The 24,462-nt window shown below is 52.2% G+C and carries 27 protein-coding genes and 3 pseudogenes; 10 read left to right on the top strand and 20 right to left on the bottom strand.

The genetic code is table 11. The features are described 5' to 3' along the window. Nucleotides 1–29: 29 nt before the first annotated feature. Nucleotides 30–2,336 (bottom strand): calcium-binding protein, encoded by a 2,307-nt coding sequence (locus tag H1D41_RS17625; RefSeq protein WP_228850161.1) that lies wholly within the window; start codon nt 2,334–2,336, stop codon nt 30–32. A gap of 467 nt (nt 2,337–2,803) precedes the next feature. Here H1D41_RS17625 and H1D41_RS18525 point away from each other — a divergent pair, with 467 nt between their 5' ends. The 7 genes and pseudogenes from H1D41_RS18525 to H1D41_RS17590 all read left to right on the top strand — a co-directional run bounded on the left by H1D41_RS18525 (nt 2,804) and on the right by H1D41_RS17590 (nt 7,462). Beyond that, nucleotides 2,804–3,055, top strand: a complete 252-nt coding sequence (locus H1D41_RS18525) for a transposase (protein ID WP_394355423.1) — start codon at nt 2,804–2,806, stop codon at nt 3,053–3,055. Further along, nucleotides 3,027–3,587, top strand: a pseudogene (locus H1D41_RS17615) (IS3 family transposase); the annotation flags it as partial. The gene H1D41_RS18525 and the pseudogene H1D41_RS17615, both read left to right, overlap by 29 nt. A 455-nt stretch (nt 3,588–4,042) precedes the next feature. Next, entirely contained in the window at nt 4,043–5,239 is a 1,197-nt protein-coding gene (locus H1D41_RS17610) for a pyridoxal-phosphate-dependent aminotransferase family protein (RefSeq protein WP_228850160.1), read from the top strand. Next, on the top strand, nt 5,236–6,003 hold the full coding sequence (locus H1D41_RS17605; RefSeq protein ID WP_228850159.1) for a CDP-alcohol phosphatidyltransferase family protein: 768 nt from the start codon (nt 5,236–5,238) through the stop codon (nt 6,001–6,003). Before H1D41_RS17610 ends, H1D41_RS17605 begins: the two co-directional genes overlap by 4 nt. Nucleotide 6,004: 1 nt before the next feature. After that, nucleotides 6,005–6,844 (top strand): phosphocholine cytidylyltransferase family protein, encoded by an 840-nt coding sequence (locus H1D41_RS17600; protein WP_228850158.1) that lies wholly within the window; start codon nt 6,005–6,007, stop codon nt 6,842–6,844. A 69-nt stretch (nt 6,845–6,913) separates the two neighbouring features. Beyond that, nucleotides 6,914–7,108 (top strand): hypothetical protein, encoded by a 195-nt coding sequence (locus H1D41_RS17595; protein WP_228850157.1) that lies wholly within the window; start codon nt 6,914–6,916, stop codon nt 7,106–7,108. Between the two features lie 72 nt (nt 7,109–7,180). After that, entirely contained in the window at nt 7,181–7,462 is a 282-nt protein-coding gene (locus tag H1D41_RS17590) for a hypothetical protein (RefSeq protein ID WP_228850156.1), read from the top strand. A gap of 312 nt (nt 7,463–7,774) precedes the next feature. Here H1D41_RS17590 and H1D41_RS17585 read toward each other — a convergent pair. Further along, nucleotides 7,775–8,002, bottom strand: a pseudogene (locus tag H1D41_RS17585) (transposase domain-containing protein); the annotation flags it as partial. 136 nt (nt 8,003–8,138) lie between these two features. Here H1D41_RS17585 and H1D41_RS17580 point away from each other — a divergent pair. Then, the gene (locus H1D41_RS17580; RefSeq protein WP_228850164.1) at nt 8,139–9,014 is read left to right on the top strand and encodes a lysophospholipid acyltransferase family protein; all 876 of its coding nucleotides are present in this window, start codon (nt 8,139–8,141) and stop codon (nt 9,012–9,014) included. 239 nt (nt 9,015–9,253) lie between these two features. Here the strand turns inward: H1D41_RS17580 and H1D41_RS17575 are convergent, their stop codons facing one another. The 3 genes from H1D41_RS17575 to H1D41_RS17565 all read right to left on the bottom strand — a co-directional run bounded on the left by H1D41_RS17575 (nt 9,254) and on the right by H1D41_RS17565 (nt 10,781). Continuing rightward, nucleotides 9,254–9,925, bottom strand: a complete 672-nt coding sequence (locus H1D41_RS17575; protein WP_228850155.1) for an RES family NAD+ phosphorylase — start codon at nt 9,923–9,925, stop codon at nt 9,254–9,256. Between the two features lie 52 nt (nt 9,926–9,977). Further along, nucleotides 9,978–10,358 carry an antitoxin Xre/MbcA/ParS toxin-binding domain-containing protein gene (locus H1D41_RS17570; protein ID WP_228850154.1) on the bottom strand — a complete coding sequence of 127 codons (381 nt, stop codon included), beginning with the start codon at nt 10,356–10,358 and terminating at the stop codon, nt 9,978–9,980. Between the two features lie 102 nt (nt 10,359–10,460). Beyond that, nucleotides 10,461–10,781, bottom strand: a complete 321-nt coding sequence (locus H1D41_RS17565) for an SbcC/MukB-like Walker B domain-containing protein (protein ID WP_228850163.1) — start codon at nt 10,779–10,781, stop codon at nt 10,461–10,463. 165 nt (nt 10,782–10,946) lie between these two features. On the opposite strand from H1D41_RS17565, the pseudogene H1D41_RS17560 reads away from it, so the two are divergent. Then, nucleotides 10,947–11,582, top strand: a pseudogene (locus H1D41_RS17560) (IS3 family transposase); the annotation flags it as partial. Here the strand turns inward: H1D41_RS17560 and H1D41_RS17555 are convergent. The 14 genes from H1D41_RS17555 to H1D41_RS17495 all read right to left on the bottom strand — a co-directional run bounded on the left by H1D41_RS17555 (nt 11,579) and on the right by H1D41_RS17495 (nt 23,313). Beyond that, nucleotides 11,579–11,923: a helix-turn-helix domain-containing protein gene (locus tag H1D41_RS17555; RefSeq protein WP_228850153.1), complete on the bottom strand. Its 345-nt coding sequence runs from the start codon at nt 11,921–11,923 to the stop codon at nt 11,579–11,581. The pseudogene H1D41_RS17560 and the gene H1D41_RS17555 overlap by 4 nt on opposite strands. A gap of 244 nt (nt 11,924–12,167) precedes the next feature. After that, nucleotides 12,168–12,332: a hypothetical protein gene (locus tag H1D41_RS17550; protein WP_228850152.1), complete on the bottom strand. Its 165-nt coding sequence runs from the start codon at nt 12,330–12,332 to the stop codon at nt 12,168–12,170. 25 nt (nt 12,333–12,357) lie between these two features. Next, nucleotides 12,358–12,657: a HigA family addiction module antitoxin gene (locus tag H1D41_RS17545; RefSeq protein ID WP_228850151.1), complete on the bottom strand. Its 300-nt coding sequence runs from the start codon at nt 12,655–12,657 to the stop codon at nt 12,358–12,360. A 9-nt stretch (nt 12,658–12,666) separates the two neighbouring features. Next, entirely contained in the window at nt 12,667–12,942 is a 276-nt protein-coding gene (locus H1D41_RS18520; RefSeq protein ID WP_394355422.1) for a type II toxin-antitoxin system RelE/ParE family toxin, read from the bottom strand. 209 nt (nt 12,943–13,151) lie between these two features. Next, nucleotides 13,152–16,883, bottom strand: a complete 3,732-nt coding sequence (locus H1D41_RS17540) for an AAA family ATPase (RefSeq protein WP_228850150.1) — start codon at nt 16,881–16,883, stop codon at nt 13,152–13,154. Nucleotide 16,884: 1 nt separating this feature from the next. After that, nucleotides 16,885–18,117 carry an exonuclease SbcCD subunit D gene (locus H1D41_RS17535; RefSeq protein WP_228850149.1) on the bottom strand — a complete coding sequence of 411 codons (1,233 nt, stop codon included), beginning with the start codon at nt 18,115–18,117 and terminating at the stop codon, nt 16,885–16,887. A 220-nt stretch (nt 18,118–18,337) separates the two neighbouring features. Next, nucleotides 18,338–19,009 carry a L,D-transpeptidase gene (locus H1D41_RS17530; protein WP_228850148.1) on the bottom strand — a complete coding sequence of 224 codons (672 nt, stop codon included), beginning with the start codon at nt 19,007–19,009 and terminating at the stop codon, nt 18,338–18,340. Nucleotides 19,010–19,063: 54 nt separating this feature from the next. Further along, entirely contained in the window at nt 19,064–19,348 is a 285-nt protein-coding gene (locus H1D41_RS17525) for a hypothetical protein (RefSeq protein WP_228850147.1), read from the bottom strand. Next, nucleotides 19,345–20,544 carry a M23 family metallopeptidase gene (locus H1D41_RS17520; RefSeq protein WP_228850146.1) on the bottom strand — a complete coding sequence of 400 codons (1,200 nt, stop codon included), beginning with the start codon at nt 20,542–20,544 and terminating at the stop codon, nt 19,345–19,347. Before H1D41_RS17520 ends, H1D41_RS17525 begins: the two co-directional genes overlap by 4 nt. Next, nucleotides 20,541–21,167 (bottom strand): SCO family protein, encoded by a 627-nt coding sequence (locus tag H1D41_RS17515; RefSeq protein WP_228850162.1) that lies wholly within the window; start codon nt 21,165–21,167, stop codon nt 20,541–20,543. Before H1D41_RS17515 ends, H1D41_RS17520 begins: the two co-directional genes overlap by 4 nt. After that, nucleotides 21,167–21,631: a copper chaperone PCu(A)C gene (locus tag H1D41_RS17510; protein ID WP_228850145.1), complete on the bottom strand. Its 465-nt coding sequence runs from the start codon at nt 21,629–21,631 to the stop codon at nt 21,167–21,169. The genes H1D41_RS17515 and H1D41_RS17510 overlap by 1 nt, the downstream gene beginning before the upstream one ends. A gap of 5 nt (nt 21,632–21,636) precedes the next feature. Next, on the bottom strand, nt 21,637–22,302 hold the full coding sequence (locus H1D41_RS17505; protein WP_228850144.1) for a DsbA family protein: 666 nt from the start codon (nt 22,300–22,302) through the stop codon (nt 21,637–21,639). Continuing rightward, nucleotides 22,292–22,720 carry a disulfide bond formation protein B gene (locus H1D41_RS17500; RefSeq protein WP_228850143.1) on the bottom strand — a complete coding sequence of 143 codons (429 nt, stop codon included), beginning with the start codon at nt 22,718–22,720 and terminating at the stop codon, nt 22,292–22,294. The genes H1D41_RS17505 and H1D41_RS17500 overlap by 11 nt, the downstream gene beginning before the upstream one ends. Continuing rightward, the gene (locus H1D41_RS17495) at nt 22,714–23,313 is read right to left on the bottom strand and encodes an SCO family protein (protein WP_228850142.1); all 600 of its coding nucleotides are present in this window, start codon (nt 23,311–23,313) and stop codon (nt 22,714–22,716) included. Before H1D41_RS17495 ends, H1D41_RS17500 begins: the two co-directional genes overlap by 7 nt. Nucleotides 23,314–23,489: 176 nt before the next feature. Here H1D41_RS17495 and H1D41_RS17490 point away from each other — a divergent pair, with 176 nt between their 5' ends. Next, complete coding sequence (locus tag H1D41_RS17490; protein ID WP_228850141.1) at nt 23,490–23,918, top strand: MerR family transcriptional regulator; 429 nt, start codon at nt 23,490–23,492, stop codon at nt 23,916–23,918. Here the strand turns inward: H1D41_RS17490 and mntR are convergent, their stop codons facing one another. Beyond that, on the bottom strand, nt 23,919–24,365 hold the full coding sequence (gene mntR, locus H1D41_RS17485) for a manganese-binding transcriptional regulator MntR (RefSeq protein ID WP_228850140.1): 447 nt from the start codon (nt 24,363–24,365) through the stop codon (nt 23,919–23,921). Nucleotides 24,366–24,462 lie beyond the last annotated feature (97 nt).

Genomic DNA, 24,462 nt, shown 5'->3' with positions numbered 1-24,462 from the left:
ACCCGCTGGTCGTCGCTATGCGAACCGCATCACGTCTGAACTCGTCGCTGTATCTTGGTGCCATGTCTTGTCTCCTTCATTGCGAATATCGCTCGAAAGAGGCCGGAACTAAATCGGGACAAGACCAATGTGCCATCTGCAAAACACATCACATTTGTGTTGTCCGACGTCAGCGCACTGCCCGTTACAGCCACACCCGCATTCAGCAATGTTAGGTCAACACCACCAATCTCAGCTGAATAATCCGTCCCATTGATGATCCCATCAACCTGACCATCGGCTGCATCCGCCCGCAGCATAGCCAACTCATGGGTGAAATCATTCGCAGTGTCTGAATCAGATCCATTAACACTGGCCAGTGTCGTTGCGTTGTAAAATGCGCTTAGGTCCACAAAGTCATTGTTGGCCTGATCACCATCATCAATCGAACCCGAGTTTCCAGTGCCAAAATCCTCAATCGTATCAGCGCCATCACCTGCGACTTCGACGAAAATATCGTCGCCTTCGCCACCATTCAGCGTATCATCCCCTGCCCCGCCGGTGATCCTGTCATCCCCGACCATGCCGTAAACCACATCATCGCCATCGCCACCATCAATAACATCATCACTGCTGACAATCGGGGTAACTACTTCGTCGTCCAGTTCTCCGGGTCCGAAAGAATACCCTGTGGTCGCCCCTCGTGCAGCCGCCGTGAAGGTTATCGAATCTTGGTTCTCAAAATAGGCTGTTAGCCAGGCGTTTTGATCCGTAGGAACGGAGTTCGTTGTCCCGGAGATCACCGTAGAACCATTTGATGACGAAATGTTCAGCGTGTTTGAATCCGTCACCCCGAATGCGCTGAAACTGTCATCAGGAAGAGTCAAAACTTCTGTGCCATTAGGGGTCTGGTCAACATCCGTAAAAACCGAATGCCCATTCAAGGAAATGGGTTGATCCGTCGCAGTATCAAAAAAACTCAGCTTAAAGGTCGCGGTTTCTCCGGCGACAGAAGGGTTATTGATACCGTTCAAGCGAATATCAAGAAATTGGTTTCCGACGAGATCTACCGTCAGGTTGGGGTCAGATTTTTCGACCAATTCCAGCTTGCCATAAATGACGCGCCCATCTTCCGTGACGCCAATATTGTCAAAAATGACCGTGTCACCTGCGACGGCTTGGTTCACGCCAGATTGTGTCGCAGACCCGCTGCGAACATCCATGTAGCCAATGTCAATTAGACCGGCATTCACCCCGACGCCACTTTCTGGCAACTCATCGCCATAAATGATATCGTTGTTGTCACCCCCGGAAATTGTATCCGAACCAGCACCACCAGCAATTGTATCATTCCCTGCGCCGCCCAAGATGGTGTCATCCCCGCCCCGACCATTGATCAGGTCATCACCGGTACGCCCTTCAAGGATATTGCTTTCATCTGTGCCGCTGATCTGGTCATTTCCCTGGCTACCGATTACGTTCTCAAAACCAATCACTGTTTCGGTGCCTGAGACACCTCCATTCAGCGCCGCAACATTATTCAAAAGATCAACATTTACAAATTCAGATGAACTGCCGAAGGATTGCTGAAAACTGACGGTATCATTACCTTCACCACCATTCAGTGTGTCCAACCCAAAGCCACCATCGATAAGATCGTCTCCTTTACCCCCATCAACGATGTCCGCCCCCAAACCAGCGTGGATGGTGTCATTCCCGCCATTGCCGTTGATCACATCATTCAGCCCGTCAGGCCCGTCAATGATATCGCCGCCGCCATTGATCGCCTGCCCGCTATCATTGTAGCCAGGCCCCATAGTATCATCGGTATTTTCACCATCCACGACCCCATCCGGGATCGCGCTTGCCAAAAGCGTGTCGTCATAAGCAGCAAGTGGCAGCGTGTGCATCACGGGCGTAATAACGGCAGCATCAAGGTTAATTGTTTCAACCGGTTTGTTGAAATGACTTTGCTGGCTTTCCGGAACAAGCAAAAAAGTATCACCATCAATGGTCTGTATAAGCTGGAGCGTCAGGCCCAAAGTTGCCGATCCGTCACTATAGGTAATTGAACCTTGATATGATGCAATTCCGTCCGCAGTATTGGCAATGGGACCAGCACCCGTGTCATATGAAATCGATGAACTGCCTGAAGCAATCGGATTATGATCCGTTGTCAATTGACTTATTCCACTGCCAAGCACCTCAACCTGTGCTTGACTGTTATACAGAGGGGAAGCCACTGTACCATAAGTTCCCAATACGCCGAATATGTTTTCATTCGCGCCAGTCGCCCCGTTTTCCACAGGGTCAATAATTGCAAGGTTTCCAAGATAGAACGTATTCAGAATGGTCATTGAGAGACACCCCGTTTCGGCAGTTTGTTGGGAAGAAAAAGAGCTACTGGCACCACACCCCAGTTTCCCCATATGGAGAAAACAATTGGGATTTCATTTCCGGAGGTTGTGCAATTTTCATTCCCCAAGAACAAATGAGATTTATTTTTGAAAAGATGAAATTTACTTCAGCTGAATTGAGCAGATGGAATAACAATTATCCCAAATTCTGCGGCGACCAAGGTTTCATGCTGCATATGAGTACTCCGGTTTAAATGAAGGGTATGATCAGGCCCACTGCTGAGTGAAGCTGGTTTATACAAACAAAATAGAAACTCAGAGCGTTCTGAAAATAGGCGCTGGCGCAATGTTTTGTTTCAAGGGAGTAGGCCGCAGAGGGCATGACGTTGGTCCGTGAACTTACGCCAGCCAATTTGAAGTTAAAGGCATATTCTGACAGCTGAAGTGGTCCGGTAAATTTTAACAGCATGCTAAGGTGTATCCAACATGATAGAATGGATACGGGAATGACGAAGCGACGGAATTTTTCAGACACGTTTAAGGCAACCGTGGCGCTTGAAGCGTTGCATGGCGGCAAGACGGTGCAGGAGATCGCAGAGAAGTACCAGCTCCATCCTACGCAGGTTACACCAGATACGGCATGGGTTTCCCCCTCTCGCCAGGTTTTCTATGAAAATCGCCTGTCGGGCAACGGATACCACCTATATCAAAACCTATGAGAGGTTCTTGTATCTGGCTGTTGTCATCGACCTTTACTCTCGCCGTGTTGTTGCCCCCTCATGGTTTGTTTCAAACCATTGCCCGGTAACAGCTGGGCCACACAATCACGTCAGGCTACGGACCTTGTCTTGCAGGCTTTACTGATGGCGGTATGGCGACGAAAGCCAAGACAATCTGTCCTAATTCATACCGATCAGGGGGTGCAGTATACAAGCCGGGATTGGGCCGCATTTCTTCGAGCACACAACATCCAACACTCGATGAGCAGACGCGGAAATTGTCACCCCTCTTATGCATGTAAACATGCATTGCCGGGCAACGGATAACGCCGTTGCAGAAAGCTTCTTCAACCTGCTCAAACGCGAGCGCATTCGTCGTCGGGCTTACAAAACACGTGAACAAGCCAGGCAAGGCATCTTCGACTACATCGAAATGTTCTATAACCCGAAACGTAAACATGCGAGGAATGGGATGTTGTCGCCCATCGACTTCGAAAACAGACAACGAAATGTGAACCAAGAAGGTGTCTAGGAAACTAGGGGCTATTCACATTATAGATTTACCTTGCTATCGAACCTCTCGGTAGGTAGGAATGATCACGTACTCTGGGAGGTACTTAGAGTCGCGTGACTTCGACTTCGTCAACAAATTGAGCCACGAAGAGTGAAGTTACTTTTCGGAATTTTGGCTCAGTGTCAGCTTAAAGCAAAATCCTAAATCATCCAGACTATTAGTCTGGTGCGCATCTAGTATGCAAATCGCCGCCCACCATCTGTCATTTTTGGCATGGGGTTCAGAAGGGCTGCCTCATGTTTAAAATTATTATGTCAGATTATTTTTTTCGCAAAGAATACCCCAGTCGACCCCAATTTGGTGTTGCCCTACCCGTCGATAAACGTCCTCTCGACAATGCGGTTCAGATATCTGAACTGTAATTCTCATGGGCTCAAAACTTAGCAATCTACGCGCACGGCAAAGTGGCGTAGATGGAAAGATACATCGTTTTGAACGCGCAGTTTTTATTCACACCCGGCCCTGTAAATGTGGCGGAGAACCTTCGTTCTGCGGTCATAAAATCCGATATTTGCCATCGCGAGCTGGAGTTCGACACCCTTTTGAGCAATATCGAACATAAGATTCTTTCATTATTTCAGATCGAAAAACGTAACCGATATAGAGTAGTTGTGATCACTGGGTCCGGGACTGCAGCAAATGAATCGATGTTATCGTCAGTTGCTGGTCAGGGTGACGTACTGATCTTATCTAATGGTGAGTTTGGGGAGCGGCTGGCAAATACATCGAAAATTCACAATGCCCATACCCATGTGATCGAGAAACCTTGGGGCAAAGGATTTGACCTGTCACAAATTGAGGCATTTCTAGATGCGCACAAGGTTTCGGTAATCGCGATGGTTCATCATGAAACCTGTTCTGGGATGTTGAATCCTTTGCATTTGATTGGTGCGCTAGCACAGAAGCACGGGGCCTTGTTCATCGTTGATGGAGTTAGTTCTGTTGGGGCGGAACCTGTAGATATGGAAGGTTGCAATATTGCTTTTTGTTCTAGCTCAAGTTCAAAGGCGATAGGGTCTTATCCGGGCCTGTCGTTTGTCATCGGACAAACAATACAGTTTGAGAAATTGAAGCATCATAAACCCAAAACGACCTACCTAGATTTGGCACTTTTTTACAGATTTCTAACCACGACTGGTCAGACACCAAACACACCTGCAATACCTTTGTTTTTTGCTTTGGATCAGGCGCTTACAAATATATTGTCCGAAGGTGTGGTGAAGCGATTTGATGTTATCCGACAGCGCGCAAACGATCTGCGACGCGGAATGCTTAAATTGAACCTGAAGTTTTTGATCGACGAAAAAGATATGTGCTCAATTTTGACAACTGTGCATGTGCCATGGTCCGTCAATGTTTCCGACTTGCGTCGAAGGCTGCGTGAAAACGGGATCATCATTTATGAAGGCAAAGGGTGTTTCAAAGATAAGGTCTTTCAAGTCGGGAATATCGGCGAGATGACCGACCTAGACATCATTTTTTTCTTGCAGAATCTTGAGGTTGCCCTGTTGAAGTGCCAAGCTGGTGGTAATGACGACGTCGATCCAATTCGAAAAAGTTGGCCAACTTTAAAGCTCCTCGATCAATCAGAAGAGCCGGCAATTTCATGAATGAGAAGTTCAAAAATCTTTGGGAAACCAAAACAAAAAATGATGAATGGTGGTCCTCATTCGTAACGGCACCTTTGGGCATTGTGTTGAACTATATTGCGGTTGAATACAAATGTATCACGCCTAACCGAATTACACTGGCGTCATTTCTAGTAGCCATAACGGCGGCCATTTGCGTTGTGGCGGGCGGTTCGTGGAACTTCGTTATCGGGGCAATTCTCATTCACTTCAGCCATGTTTTAGACTGCATGGATGGGCAAATAGCGCGTTATAGGAAAGTATCCTCAAGCGTCGGGAGCTATTTCGACAGGCTGACAGATCAAATTCAAGTGATCATTTGGTTTGGGGCTGCTGGCTATTCGGCCTCTGTTCAGTCAGGCAATGCCATGCCGATTTATCTCTCGTTTATCGGCGTCACTTTTTACAGTCTGCGCGGCTACGCCAAATATGTCGCAATTGAAATTGAAACCGCTAATGACCCAAGTTTTCCAACAAAAATGGCACAGGTCACAAACCAACCAGCAACAGCCGGTCTAGGGTTCAGCGCAAAAGAAAACCTCATCTGGTTTGCAAGAGAACAACCTAAAATCCTCGCATTTAATGAAGGGGTGTTCATCTTCATGCTGAGTGCCGGGTTGGTACTGGATGCTTTGACACCAATGCTTTGGATCTTTGCCCTGAGCCAACTTGCCCACGGTCTGTTCCGTCCCCTTCAACACGGGTGCCAGATTAGTAAAAACTCCAAATCCCCCGTCAGGAAATAATATGAAAAAACAACCTCCCAAAACTGCCCCCAACATTCCCAAAGTTATCATCCTTGCTGCTGGTGTTGGGTCACGCATTCGTCCGCTCACCAACGATTGTCCCAAAAGCCTGTTGAAGGTGGCTGGCACACCTATTCTTGAAAGAATGATCACTAATTGTCAGGCTTGTGGGTTGACCGAATTCGTTATCGTTCTGGGGTATTTGGAAAACAAAATCCGAGCGTTTGTTCAAAATCGTTTTCCCCAACTGAATGTGACGTTTATCGTCAACGATCAGTATGAAACCACCAACACGGGTTATTCTTTGATGTTGGCGATCAATGCGAACTCTGGCGCAGGCTTTATTAAATTTGATGCCGATGTAGTGTTCGATCAAAAGGTTCTACAACGTTTGATGGCCCACAATGCCGAAAACACCTTGTGTATTGACCGCATCATCAAGTTGGAGGCCGAAGAGGTCAAAGTCGTATTCGACATGGACCAACGTGTGCAGCAAGCCAGCAAAACGGTCGATCTCAAATCCGCGATGGGTGAATCTATTGGCATCGAAAAGATAAGCGCTCAAACCTCTATGCTGCTAGTGGCCGAACTCGAAACCATGATGCGGGAAGAGGCACATAGACAGGATTACTATGAAGCAGCCTACGAGCGTCTTATCGCTCATGGTGTGGCGTTCCACATTACGGATATCACCGATTTGGATTGGGTTGAAATCGATACACACGACGATTTCGAGGCGGCAAATTCAATGTTCGGAAAATCAGCTAAACGGGCCATGCGTCCCCCGTCATACTTGCACCTATCGGATGCAGGTTCCATCCAAAGTTTTAGACGAAAATAAACTTCCCGCAACAGAAGGAAACGAAATGTCCAAAGGTAACAAACGCGGTAACAAAGAAGGAGACGCCAATTGGTGAAGCTCACAAAAAAGAATGTGTTTAAAGCTTATGACGCTAAACCAGAGACCCCAATGGATAAGACCACGCGTATTGTCAGAACGATGGTTGATGAAGAAGCGGAAGAGCGGCAAGCCAAAATTACCAGGCTTCGCAAGGCCCGTCTCGAAAGAGAAGCGAACACACCGCCAGGAACCACAGCTCAATAGCACGCAAAACGCGTTGATCTTAGGCTGCTCGTCAATTTTCTTATCGCCTTCGCTGCCTCTTAGGATAAATCCATGACAAACTCAGAGCAAACCGCAGAAAAAATTCACTACATCTGCCAGACATATATTGAAACGAAGGCTGGGCGCGATGGGCAGGTGGGTCTCAAAATTGCTAAGCAATTTGAATATTCCACAGCGTCGGAAGCGAAAAACAGAGCCGAACGAGAAGCTTTATCCGAGGATTGCTCGGGTGCCGACGCATATATGGTCAGTGAAGACCCTAAAAGTGGAGAAGTTGGAACACCAAATTTCCTTATAAGACTGGGCAATGTTCCGGAATTCGACGATTTCTAGACTTCTAAATATCGCCATAACTTTTGTGGATGGCTCCTGCATAGCAAGTCATTTCTGGTGTGATTTATAATTGTCCGATGCGGTCATTTGCCTCGCCTGTTCGTGCGGGGCACATGACCATTGGCTTTGGTGGTGTCTACAAGCCAAGTCCCATCCTGTACATCTAGCAGTGAACGTTCCGGACAAAGTACGGTGTATATTGGTTCTCGAGCTGACTAAATTCCCATCAGTTCATCGGCTTTGCTATCTCTGTGTTTCGTTTAGTCTCAGATGGCTCTAACTTTGCAAGGTTCATTGTAAGCGGTGCTCCGATCACACGGATTTGGCGTGGTTCCACGGCAGCAGCGCAGTGATGTCGGATTGTTTGTGTCCGTCGGCAATGACGGTCAGCACCGCGGACTGATAGCGGTGGGGGGCGATCCCATTGAGTTTGCAGGTATCGATCAGGAACGCGATGACCGCCCAGTTCTGCGCCCCGGCATCATGGCCGGCGAAGAGAGCGTTTTTGCGGTTCAGGGCAATGGGGCGGATGGTGCGTTCGAAAAATGCCCGAAGGGCATGTTAACATACACGAGACAACGATGCAAGCAATTTTATGCGCCATGGCCACAGCAGCCTGCTTGCCTCGCTCACGTTTTCGATTGGTTTTTCTGCTGAGCTCGATCATACAGATGAGATGCTTACCTCATCTCTGAAGTCAATTTTTCATCTCGCCAGATACGTCCCCTTGTGGTCAGCGTTGACAGCTGTCCGATGGCGAACCTTTAATTTACGCTCTCGTGGATTGGGAACAACATTGGCAACGGTCATGCGTTGGTTTCCGCCGGCACGGATCCGATTTAATCGCGAGGCCAAGCGCGTTTTTCCTAACATGAAGCGCAGGGCGCGCGCGAAGCTTGGTCACGATATGGGGCGGCATATGGGGCGAACACTATTTGAAATTTATCACGGCACTGAATTTCAAAATCAGCACCATAAATTCATCGCTTCTGGCCCTGGCCTCACCGCGCTAAAAGAAGCTCAGGCCGCGGGCAAAGGCGTAATTATTGTTTCCGGTCATTTTGGACAGTGGGAAGCAGTTCGCGCTGTGATTAAAATGCACGGCCTAGAAAGCGGAGCAGTTTATCGACCTCATAAAAACAGCCATTACGAACGCCGCATTCGTGCTGGTATTGAGGCAGGAGGGAAGCCTATTTTGGCTACTGGCCGCGTGGGAACCAAAGCCCTTGTACGTCACCTACGTGATGGCGGCATTATCTCTATCTTGCTAGATGAAAAATATTCAGAGGGTGAACGGATACCGTTTCTTGGACATGACGCCTACACATCTCTCTCGGCGGCTCAGCTTGCTCTCAGATACGATCTTCCCATGATAGCTGCATACGGTATTCGTTCTGAAGATGGGAACGCGTTCCGTGTGGAATTCGAAGCCCCAATCCCACACACGAATACCATTACCATGACACGTGCTTTTAATGACAGTCTATCTGCACGGATCATGGCCAATCCAGAGCAGTGGTACTGGATGTTGCGACGTTGGGATATTGTGTGAGGGTACAGTAACAGCAAAGAATTTCTGGCACGGGGCAAAACATGGGAGGATAAAACACCCTTGCGGCAGGGGAACAATCTCTGTGCCCCGTTCGCCGAGTGACAAGAGGAGTTTTCAAAACTTCAAGCGCGATGTGAAAAGGGTATCGGAAATTTCTGCCACACCCTGAATCCTGAAAGGAAGGGATGAACTTCCACATCCAGCCATTATATTCAACATTAGAAAATTGAGCGCCGCTTTCAGCGCTCCCACGTCATTCCCTTCACCCTTGGGTCAAAATCAAATGCTTCACAGCCATATTCCATTCCTAAACGAGGATAGTCTCTAACAGCTTGTGCCCCAGATTTACTGATGCGGATACGCCAACTTTGACGGTCAACAGGGATTGCATCCTGAAACGCAGCACATGTCAGAACGGCCAGATTTGCACCACCTTCTGGATCGCGAACAGACTGAAAACGAATAGCTTCAGCCCCGGTTTTACGCGCAGTTCTAGCCAAGTCCTGACAGACAGAATAGTCTGTCGGATCGGTCCAAATCTTGTGATCTTCTGCAAGCGCACCATCAGTAAGGTCCAACGCAACTTCCGTTCCTACCCCTACACAAAACGCAGTGTAATCCGCCGGATTATCAGGGAATGAGGTTGCCGGGCTCTCTGCGTAAAACAGAAAGCGATAGAATACCATTTCAGCCACGGCAGTTTCTGGCTTCTCTGCCCCATACCACACCCCGGGCGTTAGACCTGCTTTACGAAACCGCGACCCATAAGGATAGGGCCGATAGCGAAACGGGGTACTGAGAAGATAATCAAGGTGCTGACATTCCACGGGAACCGGCGGTTTGCTCTCTTCTAGAATATCCTCAAGAAGATTTTGCTCGTCCAGATTATCGACTAGATTAAGTGTGGACACCACGTGCTGGGCCTCAACCAAGCGCCAAGCTGACGTGTGCAGAGGGCGCAGCTCAGATCGGAGCGCGTCTTGCGTCCAGATAGGTGACGACATCAGCAAGCCCCTGTATTGAAACCATTCTATCGATCGGGCGCGCGCCCAAAGCCGTGTTTTCAGATGTGATCCACGCCCTGGCAGCAGTTTCATCCCCTCCGACAATCCCATCAAGCGAGCGGAACACCCGCACCAACAGCGCCGCAAGTTCAAAGGCTTTGGTGTTTTCACCGAGATCAGCTTCGCCGTTGCGCATGCGCGAGACCTGCGCCTCAGAAAGGCCCAGAACATCCGAGAGCAACTTTCCCGATAAGCCAAGCCGTGCGCCCGCCCGCATGGCGGCTTTCGTTAAAACAGCCCCTCTGGCGGGAGCTGATTGATTGATCGCATGATTTGTCATGATTTCCTCCATTCACACAGAAACTATAGCTCAAGAATATTCCACAAGAAAGAATATTCTATAAACACCCCATTCTGGCCTCTTTGACACGGTATTTTACCTTTATGCTGCAGTGATCAGGGCCACAGTACTGGCCCCTGCCCCATGGCGACTGACGCGCACCTGCACCGGGATCCGGTCCTTCATCGCTTCAACGTGGCTGATAACCCCGATGGTGCGGCCCTGCGCCTGAAGGTTTTCAAGGGCATCCATGGCCATATCAAGACTTTCAGCATCAAGTGACCCAAATCCCTCATCAATAAACAGAGTGGCCGCCAGTCCGCCCTGCCCGCCCATGCCGGAAAAGGCCAGAGCCAGGGCAAGAGACACAAGGAAACGCTCTCCACCGGACAGAGATCTCGTGGACCTCACCTCATCGCCCATGTCCCGATCGATGATATGCCTGTTGGCGCGCTCCACAAGCAGTGACAAGGTTACGCTTTGCGCGATCTGCGCAAACTTGCCGCCCTGCCGGGATCCAACGGCCTCATTGACCGCAAGCCATGTATCCCGGACTTCAGATGCTGTGGAGATTTGTGCTAGAATAACCATCTGTGTGGCCGCCATCGCGTACGACGCCTGATGCGCCTCATGCGGTTGGTGCCGATCTATCAGGAGCCAAACACCAGTAAGAAGCACCCACAGCATAAGATCTGGCCATATCTGCTGCGCAATGCGGTGATCGACCGCCCGAACCAGGTCTGGTGCGCGGATATCACCTACATCCCTATGCGGCGCGGCTTTCTGTATCTCGTGGCGATCATGGATTGGCACAGTCGCAAAGTGCTTTCATGGAGGCTATCCAACAGCATGGATGCAGACTTTTGCGTCGAGGCCCTGAAAGAGGCTTTGGCCATGCACGGCACGCCGGAGATCTTCAACACCGATCAGGGCAGCCAATTTACCAGTGGCGCGTGGATCGACGTACTGACGGACGCAAAGATCAAGATCAGTATGGATGGCAAAGGCGCGTGGCGCGACAACCGGATGATTGAGCGGCTTGGGCGATCACTGAAGTATGAATGCGTTTATCTGAATGCCTTTGAGACAGGTTCAGAAATGCGGACTGGGATCGGCAAATGGCTGACCTACTACAACGCTGAACGCCCACATTCGACCCACGGCATATTGACCCCCGATGAGGCCTATGTCAGCAAAACAGAACCGATGAGGTTAGCAGCCTAAATGAAACCCTGATCCATCTTAACAAGGCTGCAAACTGGTCGAAAATCTAGGACCACCTCTGCAGCCAGAGTGGGGCCGAAATCGCGGTACTTCTCACGCACCAGATCCATCGCATAAGTACGCTTGGAAACCGCAACTTTGTTGTTGGGCGGCTTTCCACGCGCTTTGTGGCTTAGAGCTGAAGGCCCATCTTCGCGAAACCGGCGCAGAAGACGAAAGATCTGGCGCTTCGTTAGCGCCAGCATGTTTGCCGCGCATTCCGCAGTCAGGCGACCATCCACAATCTGCGAAATTACCTCAATTCGGTTTAAGTCGCGTTCACTCATCATAACCCATCCCATGCCAGTCCTCCGCGTTGCGTCAACAGCGACAGAGTGACACTTCTGCTTTGCCAATGGGTGACATTATAGCTTTGCGGCTACAACCTATATTCCTATGAATTTCGTTATGTTGTAATGAGGGAAACCGTACTGGCCCCTGCCCCATGGCGACTGACGCGCACCTGAATCGGGATCCGACCTTAGATTTAGAGGAGTTGTTCCAACGCTGACCTGCTAATGTAGCTTTGGCTTCACGGATCAAAGTTTACCCAACTTGAATAGCGTATTCGGGAGACACAAAGGTAAATGTTCCCCCTTCAGGATTGTTAATATCGAAGTCCAGGCACCCCTCCTTCTCAACAGCATGGCTTTCGATGCCAAACACAGTGATGCCATCTACATGAGGGATGTTTCGTAGATCATCTGTCATTGATCTGGACCTCTCTTGGACGTTTTCATTCAGCAGCGTGAAGAGTTGGAATGTTAGACACATCGACGTTACGGGTTGCGTTCCAAGCATCATATGCCCCTTGCAAACGCACCCAGAATAACGGGGCGTTACCAAACAGTTTTCCGAGTCTTACTGCGACCTCTGCGCTGACTGGCTTGCGCTCGGAAAGAATGTCGTAAAGGTGCTGTCGCGAAATGCCCAGCATCCGTGCCACTTCAGCCTTCGGCTTTGCGGTAGCTGGAATTACATCTTCGCGAAGAATTTCACCAGGATGCGCAGGGCAGCGATCTGTAAAGCGGGTCATCTGTCTCTCCTAATGGTATTGCTCGAAATCCAAAACATGGGCGTTGCCATCCCGGAACTCGAATGTGATGCACCAAGGGCCATTTACATGAACCGTAAAGCGCGTTGGTGTATAGCCTCGCAAAGGGTGGAAGTCGAAACCTGGAAGGTTCATATCTTCTGGTTTGGTTGCCGCATCCAAAGCATCAAGCCTTCGGAAAATTCGACTGTGCATTCTGGCGTCAATTCTCGACTTTCCAGTTTCCCAAAGTGCTTTTAGCTGTTTGTGTGCGAAGCTTTCTATCATTCATTACGTGTAAGCTATACGCCTTCATATGTCAACACTTAGCTTACACACCGATGTAAGCTAATCCGCACCTTTTTTGGAAGTTTCACTATGGCCCACTGAAATCTACTGACAGGGTGTCTTAGCTCCGTTGAAACTTCAACTCCAAATGCAGGTTGTGAGGTCAGTGCTCAAAAATCAGCATTAGGAGTTACTTTCTCAGCTTACCTTTATGCTGCCGTAATGAGGGAAACCGTACTGGCCCCTGCCCCATGGCGACTGACGCGCACCTGCACCGGGATCCGGTCCTTCATCGCTTCAACGTGGCTGATAACCCCGATGGTGCGGCCCTGCGCCTGAAGGTTTTCAAGGGCATCCATGGCCACATCAAGACTTTCAGCGTCAAGAGACCCAAAGCCTTCATCGATAAACAGAGTGGCCGCCAGTCCGCCCTGCCCGCCCATACCGGACAAGGCCAGAGCCAGGGCAAGAGACACAAGGAAACGCTCTCCACCGGACAGAGACCTTGTGGACCTCACCTCATCGCCCATGTCCCGATCGACAATATGCAGGGAAAGATCATCACCACCCTGAGAAAGCCTGTACCTGGGCTTGAGATCGACGAGATGTCTGTTGGCGCGCTCCACAAGCAGTGACAAGGTTACGCTTTGCGCGATCTGCGCAAACTTGCCGCCCTGCCGGGATCCAACGGCCTCATTGACCGCAAGCCATGTATCCCGGACTTCAGATGCTGTGGAGATTTGTGCTAGAATACCCTTCAGCCGCTCGCGAATGACATCATCAGCGTTCAGTTGGCCGGTAATTGCCCCTGTTCTTTCACGCTTTTCATCCCGATGGCCTTCAAATTCTGCAAGATTGTCTCTGAGATCCTGCTCTTCCTTATCCGGAATACCGTCTGCCATGACTTTTTGAAGGTCGATCTCACGTTGCCGGACTGCTGATTGACTTGCCACAGCGGCGTCATCGATTAACTTCAACCTCGTTTTAATGCGCGCAGCTTCATCCCGGCCCTGCGCCAGGAGCTCTGTCAGCATGATGTGAGACAGCCCGGCTGCTTCGAGTTTCTCCTGAAGATCGCTTCGGGCGCTTTCCTCTTCGCTGATAGCCGCGCCATTGGCCGCATTCAGATCTGCAATCCGGGCCTTCAGCGCGCTGAGGGATGATGTGCAATCAGACAATGCCTTCTGGGCCAGCTCCTGCGCCTCTTTGCTTTTCAGGCGCTCATTATTGTGCCGTGTGCGATGCGTCTCTGTGTTCTCACCCCCAAGAAGCTGAGATCTCTTATCAAGAACATCCTGATGGGAATTCCGCCGTTCCTGCAGCGCAGTTTCGCTTTTCTTCACATCCTCATCTGCGGCCGACAGATCTGACCGCGCCGCGCTTATCTCAGGCGCGATATTCCGGAGCTTCAGATCCGCTTCATCCCGGCGCCTGATTTCAGCGCGCCAAGCTTCAACAGCCTGCGAGAGCTTCTCGATGACATCGCCGGGCTGTTCATCCAATTGATCCAGAGAAACCTTAACACCTTCAAGGGTATCTTTGATTTTTGCATCGATATTCAGAATTTGTTTTTCAGACTGACTTATAATTTGTTCTGACAACCCGATTTTCTTTTCAGCATCAGACAGGCGCGCCCGCAGGGCTTCCCGCTCAGCTTCCCGCGCGCCGATAGTCCCGCGCAGAACATCAATTGCCTGACGATCTGCTGTGATGCTGCGCGCAAGATCATCCTTTTCCTGAATAAGGAGCTCGATCTCACCTTTTCGGGTCTCAATCTGCTGTAGCAGCACATCAAGATCATCCCCGGCGTCCATCGCGTTGACAGGCAGGTTTTTCAGGCCGGTGCTTTCAGCTTTTGATCTGGCTTCCGTGAATTCAATTTGTGCATCCTTAATTTGTTGGCGCGCGGCCTGAAGGCCGCTTTCATCAGATTTGATCGAGATGTCAGCCGCATCGATCTCCCGCTCAAGGGAGGACTTGCGCTTGCAGGCCTCTTCCACCCCCGCGCGCGCGGCCTCCAGCTGCGCTTTCAGATCCCGGGCCATTCTGGCCAGGGCTTCATCCGCAGCCACCGGGTGCTCCGTTGCCCCGCATACGGGACAAGGGCATTCTGGTTCGAGCCTGCGTCTGAGATTTGCTGCTGCCTCAGAGGCTGCAGCGGCAGCCTGATCCGCAGGAGAAGTAAGAGCAGATACGGCAGCTTCTGCCTTAATGATGTCTTGCTGCGCGACATCAAGATTTGAGAGAGATTTTGTTTTTTGTTCTTTTGTTTTATTGATTTTATTGGTTATTTTTGAATCGGATTCAGAGAGAGCACTCGTGTGGCGGACGAGGCGTGACATTTCCATAATGTATTTCTGACCAGTATGAAGATTATCAAGCCTTTTCCCAGGATCTCTTTCCAGAATTTCAGCCTGCCTTTTCTCTAATGCTGAGATTTTCTCTTCTTTTTCTTGGATGGTACCCCGGTCTTCCAGATCAAGCTTATCAAGCCCTTCTTTTCTGCCAGTCTCACTGATCATGGCATTGCGCGCGCCCTGGAGTTCAGCTTCACCACTGGCCACCGCCTGACGCAACCCGCTCCGCTCTTCGATCGCCGGGCCGACCTGGCTCCAGTTTTCTGCCAACACCTCAACACCACCGGCCCGGCCGAGCCGCTCAACTGCCAAATCATAGGCGCCCCGGGCCTCTCCCTCAGCGGCCTTTTTCAGAGCCAGAGCGCTCTGCGCTGCTGACCGCTTCGATCCGGATGCCTTGAGAGCATCCTCAGCCGTGTTCACCTCAACTGCTGTGCTCTGCACCAGACCATCCAGACGGGTTGCTTCACTCCACTGAGGACCAAGCAGCTTGAAGGCATCCTCAGCGTCTTGTGCGGCCCGCTCTGCCAGTTGATGAGCCTGTGTTCTGTCATTCAGATCAGATGTAAGTTTCACCTCCCGGGCCTGAAGTTCATCCGTATCTTTTTTGATCCTCACCAATTCTCTTGATGCAGCGTTCAGCCGGTCATTTTCAGACCGGAGATTGAGCGCCGCCTCAATGTTTTGCAGCGTCGCTCTTTCGCCATGACAGCCGGCCTGTGCCATCTTTGCCTTTGCATCCGCATCCTTTGCGGCCGCCAGCTGTACCTGCGCAGCCTTCAGGGCTTCAATCTTTTTGATGTCCTGCGACAGGGAGGAGATTTCCTGCAGAAGTGCTTTGATTTCCCGGCCCAGTTCATCCTGTTCTTCAGCCAGGACCTCCCGTTCATCATCCGTCAGGGACGGCGTTGCCTCGCGGATCTGATTGAGGCGCTCAACTTCGGCTTTTGCCTCTTCATGGCGCGCATAAATTCGCTTGGAAATCTCACGGTAGATTTCAGTGCCGGTGACCTTTTCCAGAAGAGCCGCACGATCTGTCGTATTGGCGCGCAGAAAGGCATCAAAATCCCCCTGTGCAAGAAGGCCTGTCCGGCGGAACTCATCATATGTCAGACCCGAAATTTCTGTAACCCGGTCGCGAACGGCGTTGATCTGGCTTTCCAGCACAACACCGGTATCCATACGGATCAGGGATCGGTCGACACTTTGCAGTCTTCCTTCCGCTCGACCCCGGGCCCGGCGGATCGCCCAGGTTGACTTGTAGATCAGCCCGTCTGGTGCTTTAAATTCCACCTCGGCATGTGCGGATGCGGTGCCGCGGCGCAGGATTGCACGCGGGTCACGTGATTTGATGGCATCCCCTGCCACATCAGGCACATCATCATTCACCCCCGCCCCACTCAATCGGGGACAATCACCATATAAAGCCAGGCACATGGCATCAAGGATGGTCGACTTGCCGGCGCCGGTTTCCCCCGTGATGGCAAACAGCCCAGCCGATCGCAAAGGTTCAGAGGTGAGGTCGATCTCAAAATTATCAGACAGGCTGGCGAGATTTGATCCGCGAATAGCTAAAATCTGCATTTCACTCTCCAATCATCGCTTCACGGAAGGCAGCCGTATGCCGCGCCCCCGGTGTCACGCCATTGGCTTTCACGAAAGCATCGTTAAACAGATCTTCAGGCGTTGTTTCTGATAGTGATTGAGGAGGTTCTTCATGTCGCTCAGTCACCTGACGCCGGACGCGCACCCCGGCTGTACGAAGCGGATATTTAGCAAGTAGTTTTTCTGCTTCAGCCAGAAGAACAGAAGCCGGGCCTTCCGCAGTGAGATTGACATAGACAAATGTCTGAAGATCACCGGGCAGCTCAGGATCAAGATCAAGGGCATCCAGTGCCTCTTCAAGCCGTGCAATATCCATTGCGCCCTCTGCGGGCAGGCGGACCATCGGAACTGGCCGATCTATTGAATGATGTCTGAGCTGATATTCCCCGCCCTCAAGATCAATAAGCGTGACGCCGTGATCATAAGAAACTTCAGCAGCGGACAGCGGGAAACAGGAGCCTGAATACCGGATCCTGCCGCCGCCCAATGTCTGAGGCCTGTGCAAATGCCCCAGCGCAACATAGTTGAACTCTTCCGGAAAGACGTCTTCCGGCAGCGCGTGTTCACCACCAATCAGAATGCGGCGCTCGGCGCTAACTTCACCAAGGGCGCTTTCAGTCGCGCCATGACAATGTAAATGCCCCATCGCCAGTATCGGGAGATCGCCTGCATGTTCCCGCGCTTTTCGCGCAATATCCAGATGGAACCGGCGCGCCGCATCCACAATCGGAGATCCTCGACCTTCACTTTGATTGAAGTTCAGATCCGGAAGATCTGCCGACCTCAGGAAAGGGATCGCGCAGACCCATGCCTGATGACTTCCGTTTTCATCCGGAATTGGAAACATATGGGATGCAATATCAATCTCGTCCTCAATCCGGCGAACACTTGCAACCACATGAACGTCCAGCCCCTCAAGGATTGCAGCGGGCGCTTCCAACCGGCCGGCGGGATCGTGGTTTCCAGATGTGATAAAGGTGAGCAAACCCGGGCGCGCGTCCTTGAATTTACGAAGGGCCGTGTAAAGAATGTGCTGGGACGCCCCTGAAGGATTGACCCCGTCATACACATCCCCGGCAACCAGAAGAACATCGATCTGTTCCTGCACGAGAACATGGGCCAGTTTATCAAGCCACGCCTGATGTTCCCCATCCCGGGCCCAGCCATTTAAGGTCTGCCCGATGTGCCAATCAGCCGTGTGCAATATGCGCATAAAATCCTGCCCAACTTATAAAAAATCAAAGAAGTCCTTTAAAAAATATATGGAACGTAAATACTAAGATTACCAGTGCCTGACCTGCCGCACTTAAACGCTATCTGTACTATCTCTTTGCCCCCGCGACATACAAATCCGAAAAAACAATATCGTTCGCAAAAGAATTCTGCCGACAATGAGTAGGGACGGCAGAACTTTTACTTTTTCAACAGATCATTCAGCTGTTGGCCGCTAAAGGTCCGTCGCCACCAGCAGGGTAAAGATAAGCGGTTACACCTGTACTGACCCGATCATAGAGATCATTGATATGTGGCATGATCATGCGCACGCATCCGGAACTGGCACGGGTGCCAATAGACCGTGGACTAGGAGTGCCATGAATGCGCAGATAAGTATCACGATTGCCAACATACAGATACAGCGCACGTGATCCCAGCGCGTTACGCGGACCCGGGGGCATACCATCTTCATATTGCTTATAAGCTGCGGGTTCCCGGCGGATCATATCCGGTGTCGGGGTCCAGCTTGGCCATTGTACTTTCCGGCGGATCTTATAGGTGCCAGGTTCATACAGACCGCTGCGCCCGATCGCCACGCCGTAACGCATGGCGGTGCCCCCTTCTTCAATCAGATAAAGATAGCGGGCAACGGCGTCCACGTGGATGTCTCCGGGTGTCAGCCCTGCGCGGGCTTCGACCCGTTGTGGCAGAAGCCGCGGATGTATGCCCCAGGGGTTGGTTGTAGCAAGGTCAAAATCAGGCGGTGTCACCTGCGCATCCCAGACCGAGCGCTGTGAAGCACTGGGCCGGGGCAAGGCAAATGTTGCGCCAGGAATGGCAGCGGAAAACATTGCAGTTGAAGTCGCAATAAAATGGCGTCGGGTCAGCATTGGAAAAATCCTGTTTACTTGTTACGGGCGATTGGCCCGCTGAAAAATCATAAGTCAGCTTGTGACAGGCGTCGCATCATCGCGCTGTACGCAGATCTTACCACCTCTGACACTGCGCAGAGGAATCATCGTCGCCTCAACCGGGCCCTGGTGGCGATACCAGTAACAGCTGTCTTCCGGGTTCAGGCGTACCATTGTCAGATCCTGCCAGGGTGCTGCCAGCGCAGTCACCTGTTCAGGCAACTCCCGGATATACCCGGCTTCCGTCAGAGGCCCCTCGGTCATGGTGCAGGCACTCAGTACAAATGGAACCGATAGTATGGAAAAAAAACGTTTCATGATTCAGAGGGTGTCCTTTGTGTTGGGCTCTGGTCCGTCATTAACTGTTGCAGGTCAGCCCGTGCCCTGACAAGGCGTTCCTGCGCTATTTCACCAGACTGTGTTGTCCGGGATATAGCAATATTCTGATCCTCCGACAAAGGATCTGTCGGGCGCCCGTTAACGCGCACCTCATAGTGCAGGTTCGGGCCGGTTGCGGTTCCGCTTGAACCCACGCTGCCTATTCTGTCACCTGCTGCGACCTGCTGCCCCTCACGCACCCCTTCAGGTATTGCGTTCAGATGGGCATAGCGGGTCATTGTTGATGAACCATGTGATATTTCAACCGTGCGCCCGTAACCGCCGCGCCGGCCAATAAAGCGGATACGTCCGGGTGCCGTTGCATAGACCGGCGTACCACGGGCGGCCGCGAAATCTACACCACTGTGCATCCGGATATCGCCGTAAACCGGATGCCTGCGCCGCCCATAAACAGAACTGACCCGCGCCCCTTCAACAGGCTGCGCAACCACGCGCATCACCTCGCCATTGCGATAAAGTGTTGCCGAGCCTGATGCCGCATCCGGCCATGTAACTTCGAACAGCGTGTCGTCAATCTTGAGTGCGGCAAAGGTCAGCTCAAAGTGGCCGATGCTTTCACCGTCTATCCGGGTTTCACGCCACATCATCTGCAGGGTTTCACCCCCGCTCAGATCCCGGCGAAAATCAACGGTGCCACCCAGAACTTCCGCCAGTTTCACCGCGAAACGTGACGGCACACCCGCCTCTTCCAATGCGACAAAGACCGATGTGTTGATCTGTAAACTGGCAGCACGCTGCAAAACCTCAGGTTCTGGCGCAATGACACGGGTGGCGGTATCCACACCAAAGCTGATCTCGATGCGCACCCCTTCGCTGACGCGCAACTCCGCCTGCTGCACCGTGCCACCAGGTGTCATATCAATCCGGAGTTCATGGCCGGGGCGCAATTTTCGCAAATCATATTCCGCCCCGAAGGCAAAAGCGATCTCCTGTCGTTCTGCTGCCCCAATGCCTGCCTGTGCCAGAAGCAGATCAAGGGTCTGCCCGGACGCAATTTCAAGCGTCTGTGTCTGTATCACAGGGAACTCAGCCGGTTGCGCCCGGGCGTTTAGAGTCAGGGAAAGGCAAAACGCAGCCCCCAACATAAGTGCTGCAAAACGGGTTGGAATAGTCATGTTCTTTCCTCTGTCACAGGTGTCAGAACGCGGCGGATCTTTGGCACGGCGAACTCCCGTGGTTCATGGTAATCAATAAGCGTGGCAAACCGGCCAGTTTCATCAAACAGAAAAACACCGGCTGTATGGTTCATCGTGTAATCCCCGCCGCCAAGGGGGACTTTTTCATACCGCACCCGGAAATCCCCTGCGGCACGGGCGATCTGATCGGGCGTCCCAGTCCAGCCCTGAACCAGGGGATGAAAATACCCGACATAATCGCGCATAATCGGAACCGTATCGCGTTCGGGATCAACGGTGATAAAGACCACATTCAGTTGTTCGGCCTCTGGCCCAAGTTCATGCAGCCAGTCCGCGATATCAGCCAGAGTGGTCGGACAGATATCCGGGCAATAGGTGAAGCCGAAAAAGACCATGGCCGGACGCCCTACAAGTTGTTCGGGGCCTGTGGGCGCGCCGTCATGACGTGTCAGGTTGAACGACATCTGATCAAGCGGCAAAGGCAGAACATCCTGTGCCTCGGGTGTTGTGCCCGGGTCCGTCAGGAACCTGCGCCCCAGAACACCGGCACCGGCGGCCAGAACCGCCACCGCGCCATATTTCAATGCGGCCCGTCTGCGCATCATTCAAGCGGCCCCCGCGCAGCCAAACCAAGCACCGGCACATCAGCGGTGACAGTGCCCCCATCGGAAAATTCAAAGGTCAGAGGAAAGCTTTCACCTTCCTGCATGGGTGTCTGAAGCTGCATCAGCATCGTATGCAGACCACCCGGTTCCAGAGAGACGCTTTCACCAGCGGCAATCGTGATGTCACCCGCGCGGCGCATGGAACTGATACCTTCGGCATTGGTGCTGGTCAGGTGAATTTCAGGACGCAATGCAAGAGGTGTTGTCACCCCCGTCAACGTGACGTCATCCTGCCCAGTATTGTGCAATGTCAGATAGGCCGCACCCGGGCGGTTCACTCCAATGCTGGCCCGGGCCCAGGGATCCGTCACACGCACGTCCTCAGCCCCGGCAAACCCGGGCGTCGCCGTCAGTAACAGGACAGCACACAGGGCGAGCGGTCGGAAATAACAAGTTTTCATCCGGGTCACTCCCCTGCCTGCGCAAGCGCAACTTCCTGCGCCACAAGCGCGCGCAATTCTGCATCACCAAAGGTTTCAAGCGGCTTGCCATTCACATAAAACGTCGGCGTCTGGCGCACCCCCATGGTTTCCACATCGGCACTGTCTTGGTTCACAACCGCCAGTACCGCAGGTGCCAGCATCTGTGTTGCAGCCGCCTCGGTATCCAGGCCGGCATTGCCTGCAATTTCAAGGATCAGCCCCGGTTCCGGCGCGCCATGTGAGGCCCAGCGGGGCTGTTCGCTCAGCAGAGCTTCCAGGACCGGTTCAAACACACCCTGCATCCGGGCGACTTCCAGAATGCGGATGGCCTCAAGTGACCCCTCGCCGTGGAATGGCGTATATCGGATCATAACCCGCACCGCATCCCCGTGTTCTGCCATGATACTTTTCACCACCGGGTAAAATGCGCGGCAGGCCTCGCAGGCCGGATCGAAGAACTCAACGATCGTAACCGGTGCTTCTTCGTTGCCAAGGATCGGGGAATAGCTGCGCATCAAAGCTTCAGACTGCATGGTCGCAGGAACAGCTGTTGCAACCTGCGGCGCGGGCTGACTGACATACCAGCTGGCAGAGGCGAACCCGACCAGACCAATGGCCAATACGGAAAGCAGAAGCGGTTTACGTGTCATGTGAATTGTCCTTCAGTGAAAGCGCCGACAGAGCCGTGATAAGGATGAAGGCAAGCAAAGAAAAAAGCGGAATGGGCAGGCCCAGGATGCGTTGGTTGTCATCGGTGCAGGAGGGGCCAGTTGCCGTGCAGGGCTGGATGGGTTCCGGAATGATCCCGACAAACAACCCCATATGCCAAAGCGCCACGGCCGCCCCCATCAGACCAAGCACCACGCCATAACGCCCGGCCTTCGGGTCATTCCACCACAACCCAAAGCCCAGGATAATCGCCAGCGGGAACATAAACGCCCGTTGATACCAGCACAGAAGACAGGGCATCTGGCCCAGAACCTCGCCAATAAACAAAACCGCCAGGGAAGAGGTCAGCGCCAGGACCCAGGCCCCGATCAGTGCCGGTTCACCACGTAGATTTACCATTGTTCCATCTGCTCCTTCAGGTCCGCCAGGATTTCCTCTGCCGGGGTGCCATATTGCCAGGATTTCGCGTAAACGGCAGAGGGGTCGAACAGGAACAACTGCGAAGAATGTCCCATCGTGTATCCCCCCGGGGCTGCGGCCTCTTCGATCTTCTCATAGAAAATATGAAACCCCTGCCCGGTCTGCTCAATCTGCTGCGTTGTGCCCGTCAGCCCGGTGATGCCGGCACCAAACAATGGCACATATTCCGCCAGGGCCTCTGGTGTGTCACGCTCCGGATCAATTGAGATGAACAACGGTGCGACTTCGGCCGCATCCGGGCCAAGGCCGTCCATGACTGCGGCAACCTCAGCAAGAGTGGTCGGGCAGACATCCGGGCAGTTGCTGAACCCGAAAAACACCAGCATCCAGCGACCGGTAAAATCTGCCTGCGTTCGCGTGATCCCCTGGTGATCCGTCAGTTCAAAACGCGCGGTAAATTGCGTCTCTGCGGTGGTTTTCTGATTTTCCGGCCACCAGATCAGCAGGCCATAAGCCAGCGAAGCCGCAAGGGCGAGCGCCCATAAAATCAGCTGTATCGTCCTGAGTCTCAATCCACTTTCCTCGGATTCGTGTCAATTTGGGGGCGGGATACATGCTCTAGCAGCTAGAGGTTCAAGAGGTTTTTTTCCGCTTATTTCACCTTCACAGAGATGTGATATGTGGCGGTTGATCCTTGAAGCCGGGGATTGCAGAACCTACAGTCTATGTAGATTTCAGGAGAGACAAAATGCTGACGATAGGCGCATTGGCAAAGAAAACCGGCACGAAGGTGCAGACGGTCCGCTATTATGAACAGATCGGCCTGATGCCCGAACCCGGACGCACAGAAGGCGGGCAAAGACGGTATCACACGGCGGAACTTGATCGTTTGTCCTTCATACGCCATTCGCGCCAGCTGGGCTTTACCTTGGATGCGATCCGGGAATTGCTGAAACTGTCTGACCAACCCGATAAATCCTGTCATGAAGCGGATGAGATCGCCCAACGGCAGCTGAACCAAGTTGAACAACGCATTTCACGCCTAGAGGCCTTGCGCAAAGAACTGAAACGCATGGTGAAGGAATGCAGCGGTGGCCATACGGGGGATTGCCGGGTGCTGGAAGTGTTGCGGGATCATTCAGAATGCCTGACAGATCACAATGAAATTGGAGCCTAATCAGGGTTTCTTGTCGTGGGTGAAAGCCCGAAACACGCGCAGTGTTTCATCACTGACGTGATGTTCGATCCCTTCGGCGTCGTGTTCCGCAACGCTAGGTGAAATCCCCAAGGCAATCAGGAACTCAACGACGGTGCGATGCCGCTTTCGGCAGGAACTGGCAAGCTGACGCCCCTCTTCGGTCAGCTGAATAGAACGGTAAGGTTCATGCAGAATTAGCTTTTCGCGTTTCAACCGGGCAAGGTTTTTCGTCACAGTTGGCTGCGCCACGCCAAAACGTTCGGCGATATCCTTTGGGCGGGCCGACCCGGTCAGATGGATCAGATCCGCGATCAGTTCGACGTAATCTTCGACCATTTCGCTTTGATGCGCAGTGCGCACGGATTCAAACTGGCGCACCTGTTCTTGGACCGAACGCGGGGCAGAATTGAAAGGTGGGTTGGTCATTGGATTTGGTCGCTTATGTTACTGAAGTTCTCTATGCCCGCAAAACGAGTGCTTGACAATATATTAGCCACGGCTAAGTAATTTAGCCAAAGCTAAC

The organism is Halocynthiibacter styelae (assembly GCF_016123485.1).
Lineage (GTDB): Bacteria > Pseudomonadota > Alphaproteobacteria > Rhodobacterales > Rhodobacteraceae > Halocynthiibacter > Halocynthiibacter styelae.
The sequence above is the reverse complement of the archived record's forward strand: the minus strand, read 5'-3'. Positions and strand labels throughout refer to the sequence as shown.

Coding starts and splice junctions, on each gene's coding strand:
- H1D41_RS17535 (WP_228850149.1), bottom strand. CDS start 18,117: ATGCGCATATTGCACACGGCTGATTGGCACATCGGGCAGACCTTAAAT.
- H1D41_RS17525 (WP_228850147.1), bottom strand. CDS start 19,348: ATGAAACGTTTTTTTTCCATACTATCGGTTCCATTTGTACTGAGTGCC.
- H1D41_RS17555 (WP_228850153.1), bottom strand. CDS start 11,923: ATGGGATGGGTTATGATGAGTGAACGCGACTTAAACCGAATTGAGGTA.
- H1D41_RS17610 (WP_228850160.1), top strand. CDS start 4,043: ATGGAAAGATACATCGTTTTGAACGCGCAGTTTTTATTCACACCCGGC.
- H1D41_RS17520 (WP_228850146.1), bottom strand. CDS start 20,544: ATGACTATTCCAACCCGTTTTGCAGCACTTATGTTGGGGGCTGCGTTT.
- H1D41_RS17590 (WP_228850156.1), top strand. CDS start 7,181: ATGACAAACTCAGAGCAAACCGCAGAAAAAATTCACTACATCTGCCAG.
- H1D41_RS17505 (WP_228850144.1), bottom strand. CDS start 22,302: ATGACACGTAAACCGCTTCTGCTTTCCGTATTGGCCATTGGTCTGGTC.
- H1D41_RS17500 (WP_228850143.1), bottom strand. CDS start 22,720: ATGGTAAATCTACGTGGTGAACCGGCACTGATCGGGGCCTGGGTCCTG.
- H1D41_RS17490 (WP_228850141.1), top strand. CDS start 23,490: ATGCTGACGATAGGCGCATTGGCAAAGAAAACCGGCACGAAGGTGCAG.
- H1D41_RS17510 (WP_228850145.1), bottom strand. CDS start 21,631: ATGAAAACTTGTTATTTCCGACCGCTCGCCCTGTGTGCTGTCCTGTTA.
- H1D41_RS17545 (WP_228850151.1), bottom strand. CDS start 12,657: ATGACCCGCTTTACAGATCGCTGCCCTGCGCATCCTGGTGAAATTCTT.
- H1D41_RS18520 (WP_394355422.1), bottom strand. CDS start 12,942: ATGATAGAAAGCTTCGCACACAAACAGCTAAAAGCACTTTGGGAAACT.
- H1D41_RS17625 (WP_228850161.1), bottom strand. CDS start 2,336: ATGACCATTCTGAATACGTTCTATCTTGGAAACCTTGCAATTATTGAC.
- H1D41_RS17605 (WP_228850159.1), top strand. CDS start 5,236: ATGAATGAGAAGTTCAAAAATCTTTGGGAAACCAAAACAAAAAATGAT.
- H1D41_RS17540 (WP_228850150.1), bottom strand. CDS start 16,883: ATGCAGATTTTAGCTATTCGCGGATCAAATCTCGCCAGCCTGTCTGAT.
- H1D41_RS17600 (WP_228850158.1), top strand. CDS start 6,005: ATGAAAAAACAACCTCCCAAAACTGCCCCCAACATTCCCAAAGTTATC.
- mntR (WP_228850140.1), bottom strand. CDS start 24,365: ATGACCAACCCACCTTTCAATTCTGCCCCGCGTTCGGTCCAAGAACAG.
- H1D41_RS17565 (WP_228850163.1), bottom strand. CDS start 10,781: ATGGGCGATGAGGTGAGGTCCACGAGATCTCTGTCCGGTGGAGAGCGT.
- H1D41_RS17570 (WP_228850154.1), bottom strand. CDS start 10,358: ATGACAAATCATGCGATCAATCAATCAGCTCCCGCCAGAGGGGCTGTT.
- H1D41_RS17530 (WP_228850148.1), bottom strand. CDS start 19,009: ATGCTGACCCGACGCCATTTTATTGCGACTTCAACTGCAATGTTTTCC.
- H1D41_RS17580 (WP_228850164.1), top strand. CDS start 8,139: ATGCTTACCTCATCTCTGAAGTCAATTTTTCATCTCGCCAGATACGTC.
- H1D41_RS17550 (WP_228850152.1), bottom strand. CDS start 12,332: ATGACAGATGATCTACGAAACATCCCTCATGTAGATGGCATCACTGTG.
- H1D41_RS18525 (WP_394355423.1), top strand. CDS start 2,804: ATGCTAAGGTGTATCCAACATGATAGAATGGATACGGGAATGACGAAG.
- H1D41_RS17515 (WP_228850162.1), bottom strand. CDS start 21,167: ATGCGCAGACGGGCCGCATTGAAATATGGCGCGGTGGCGGTTCTGGCC.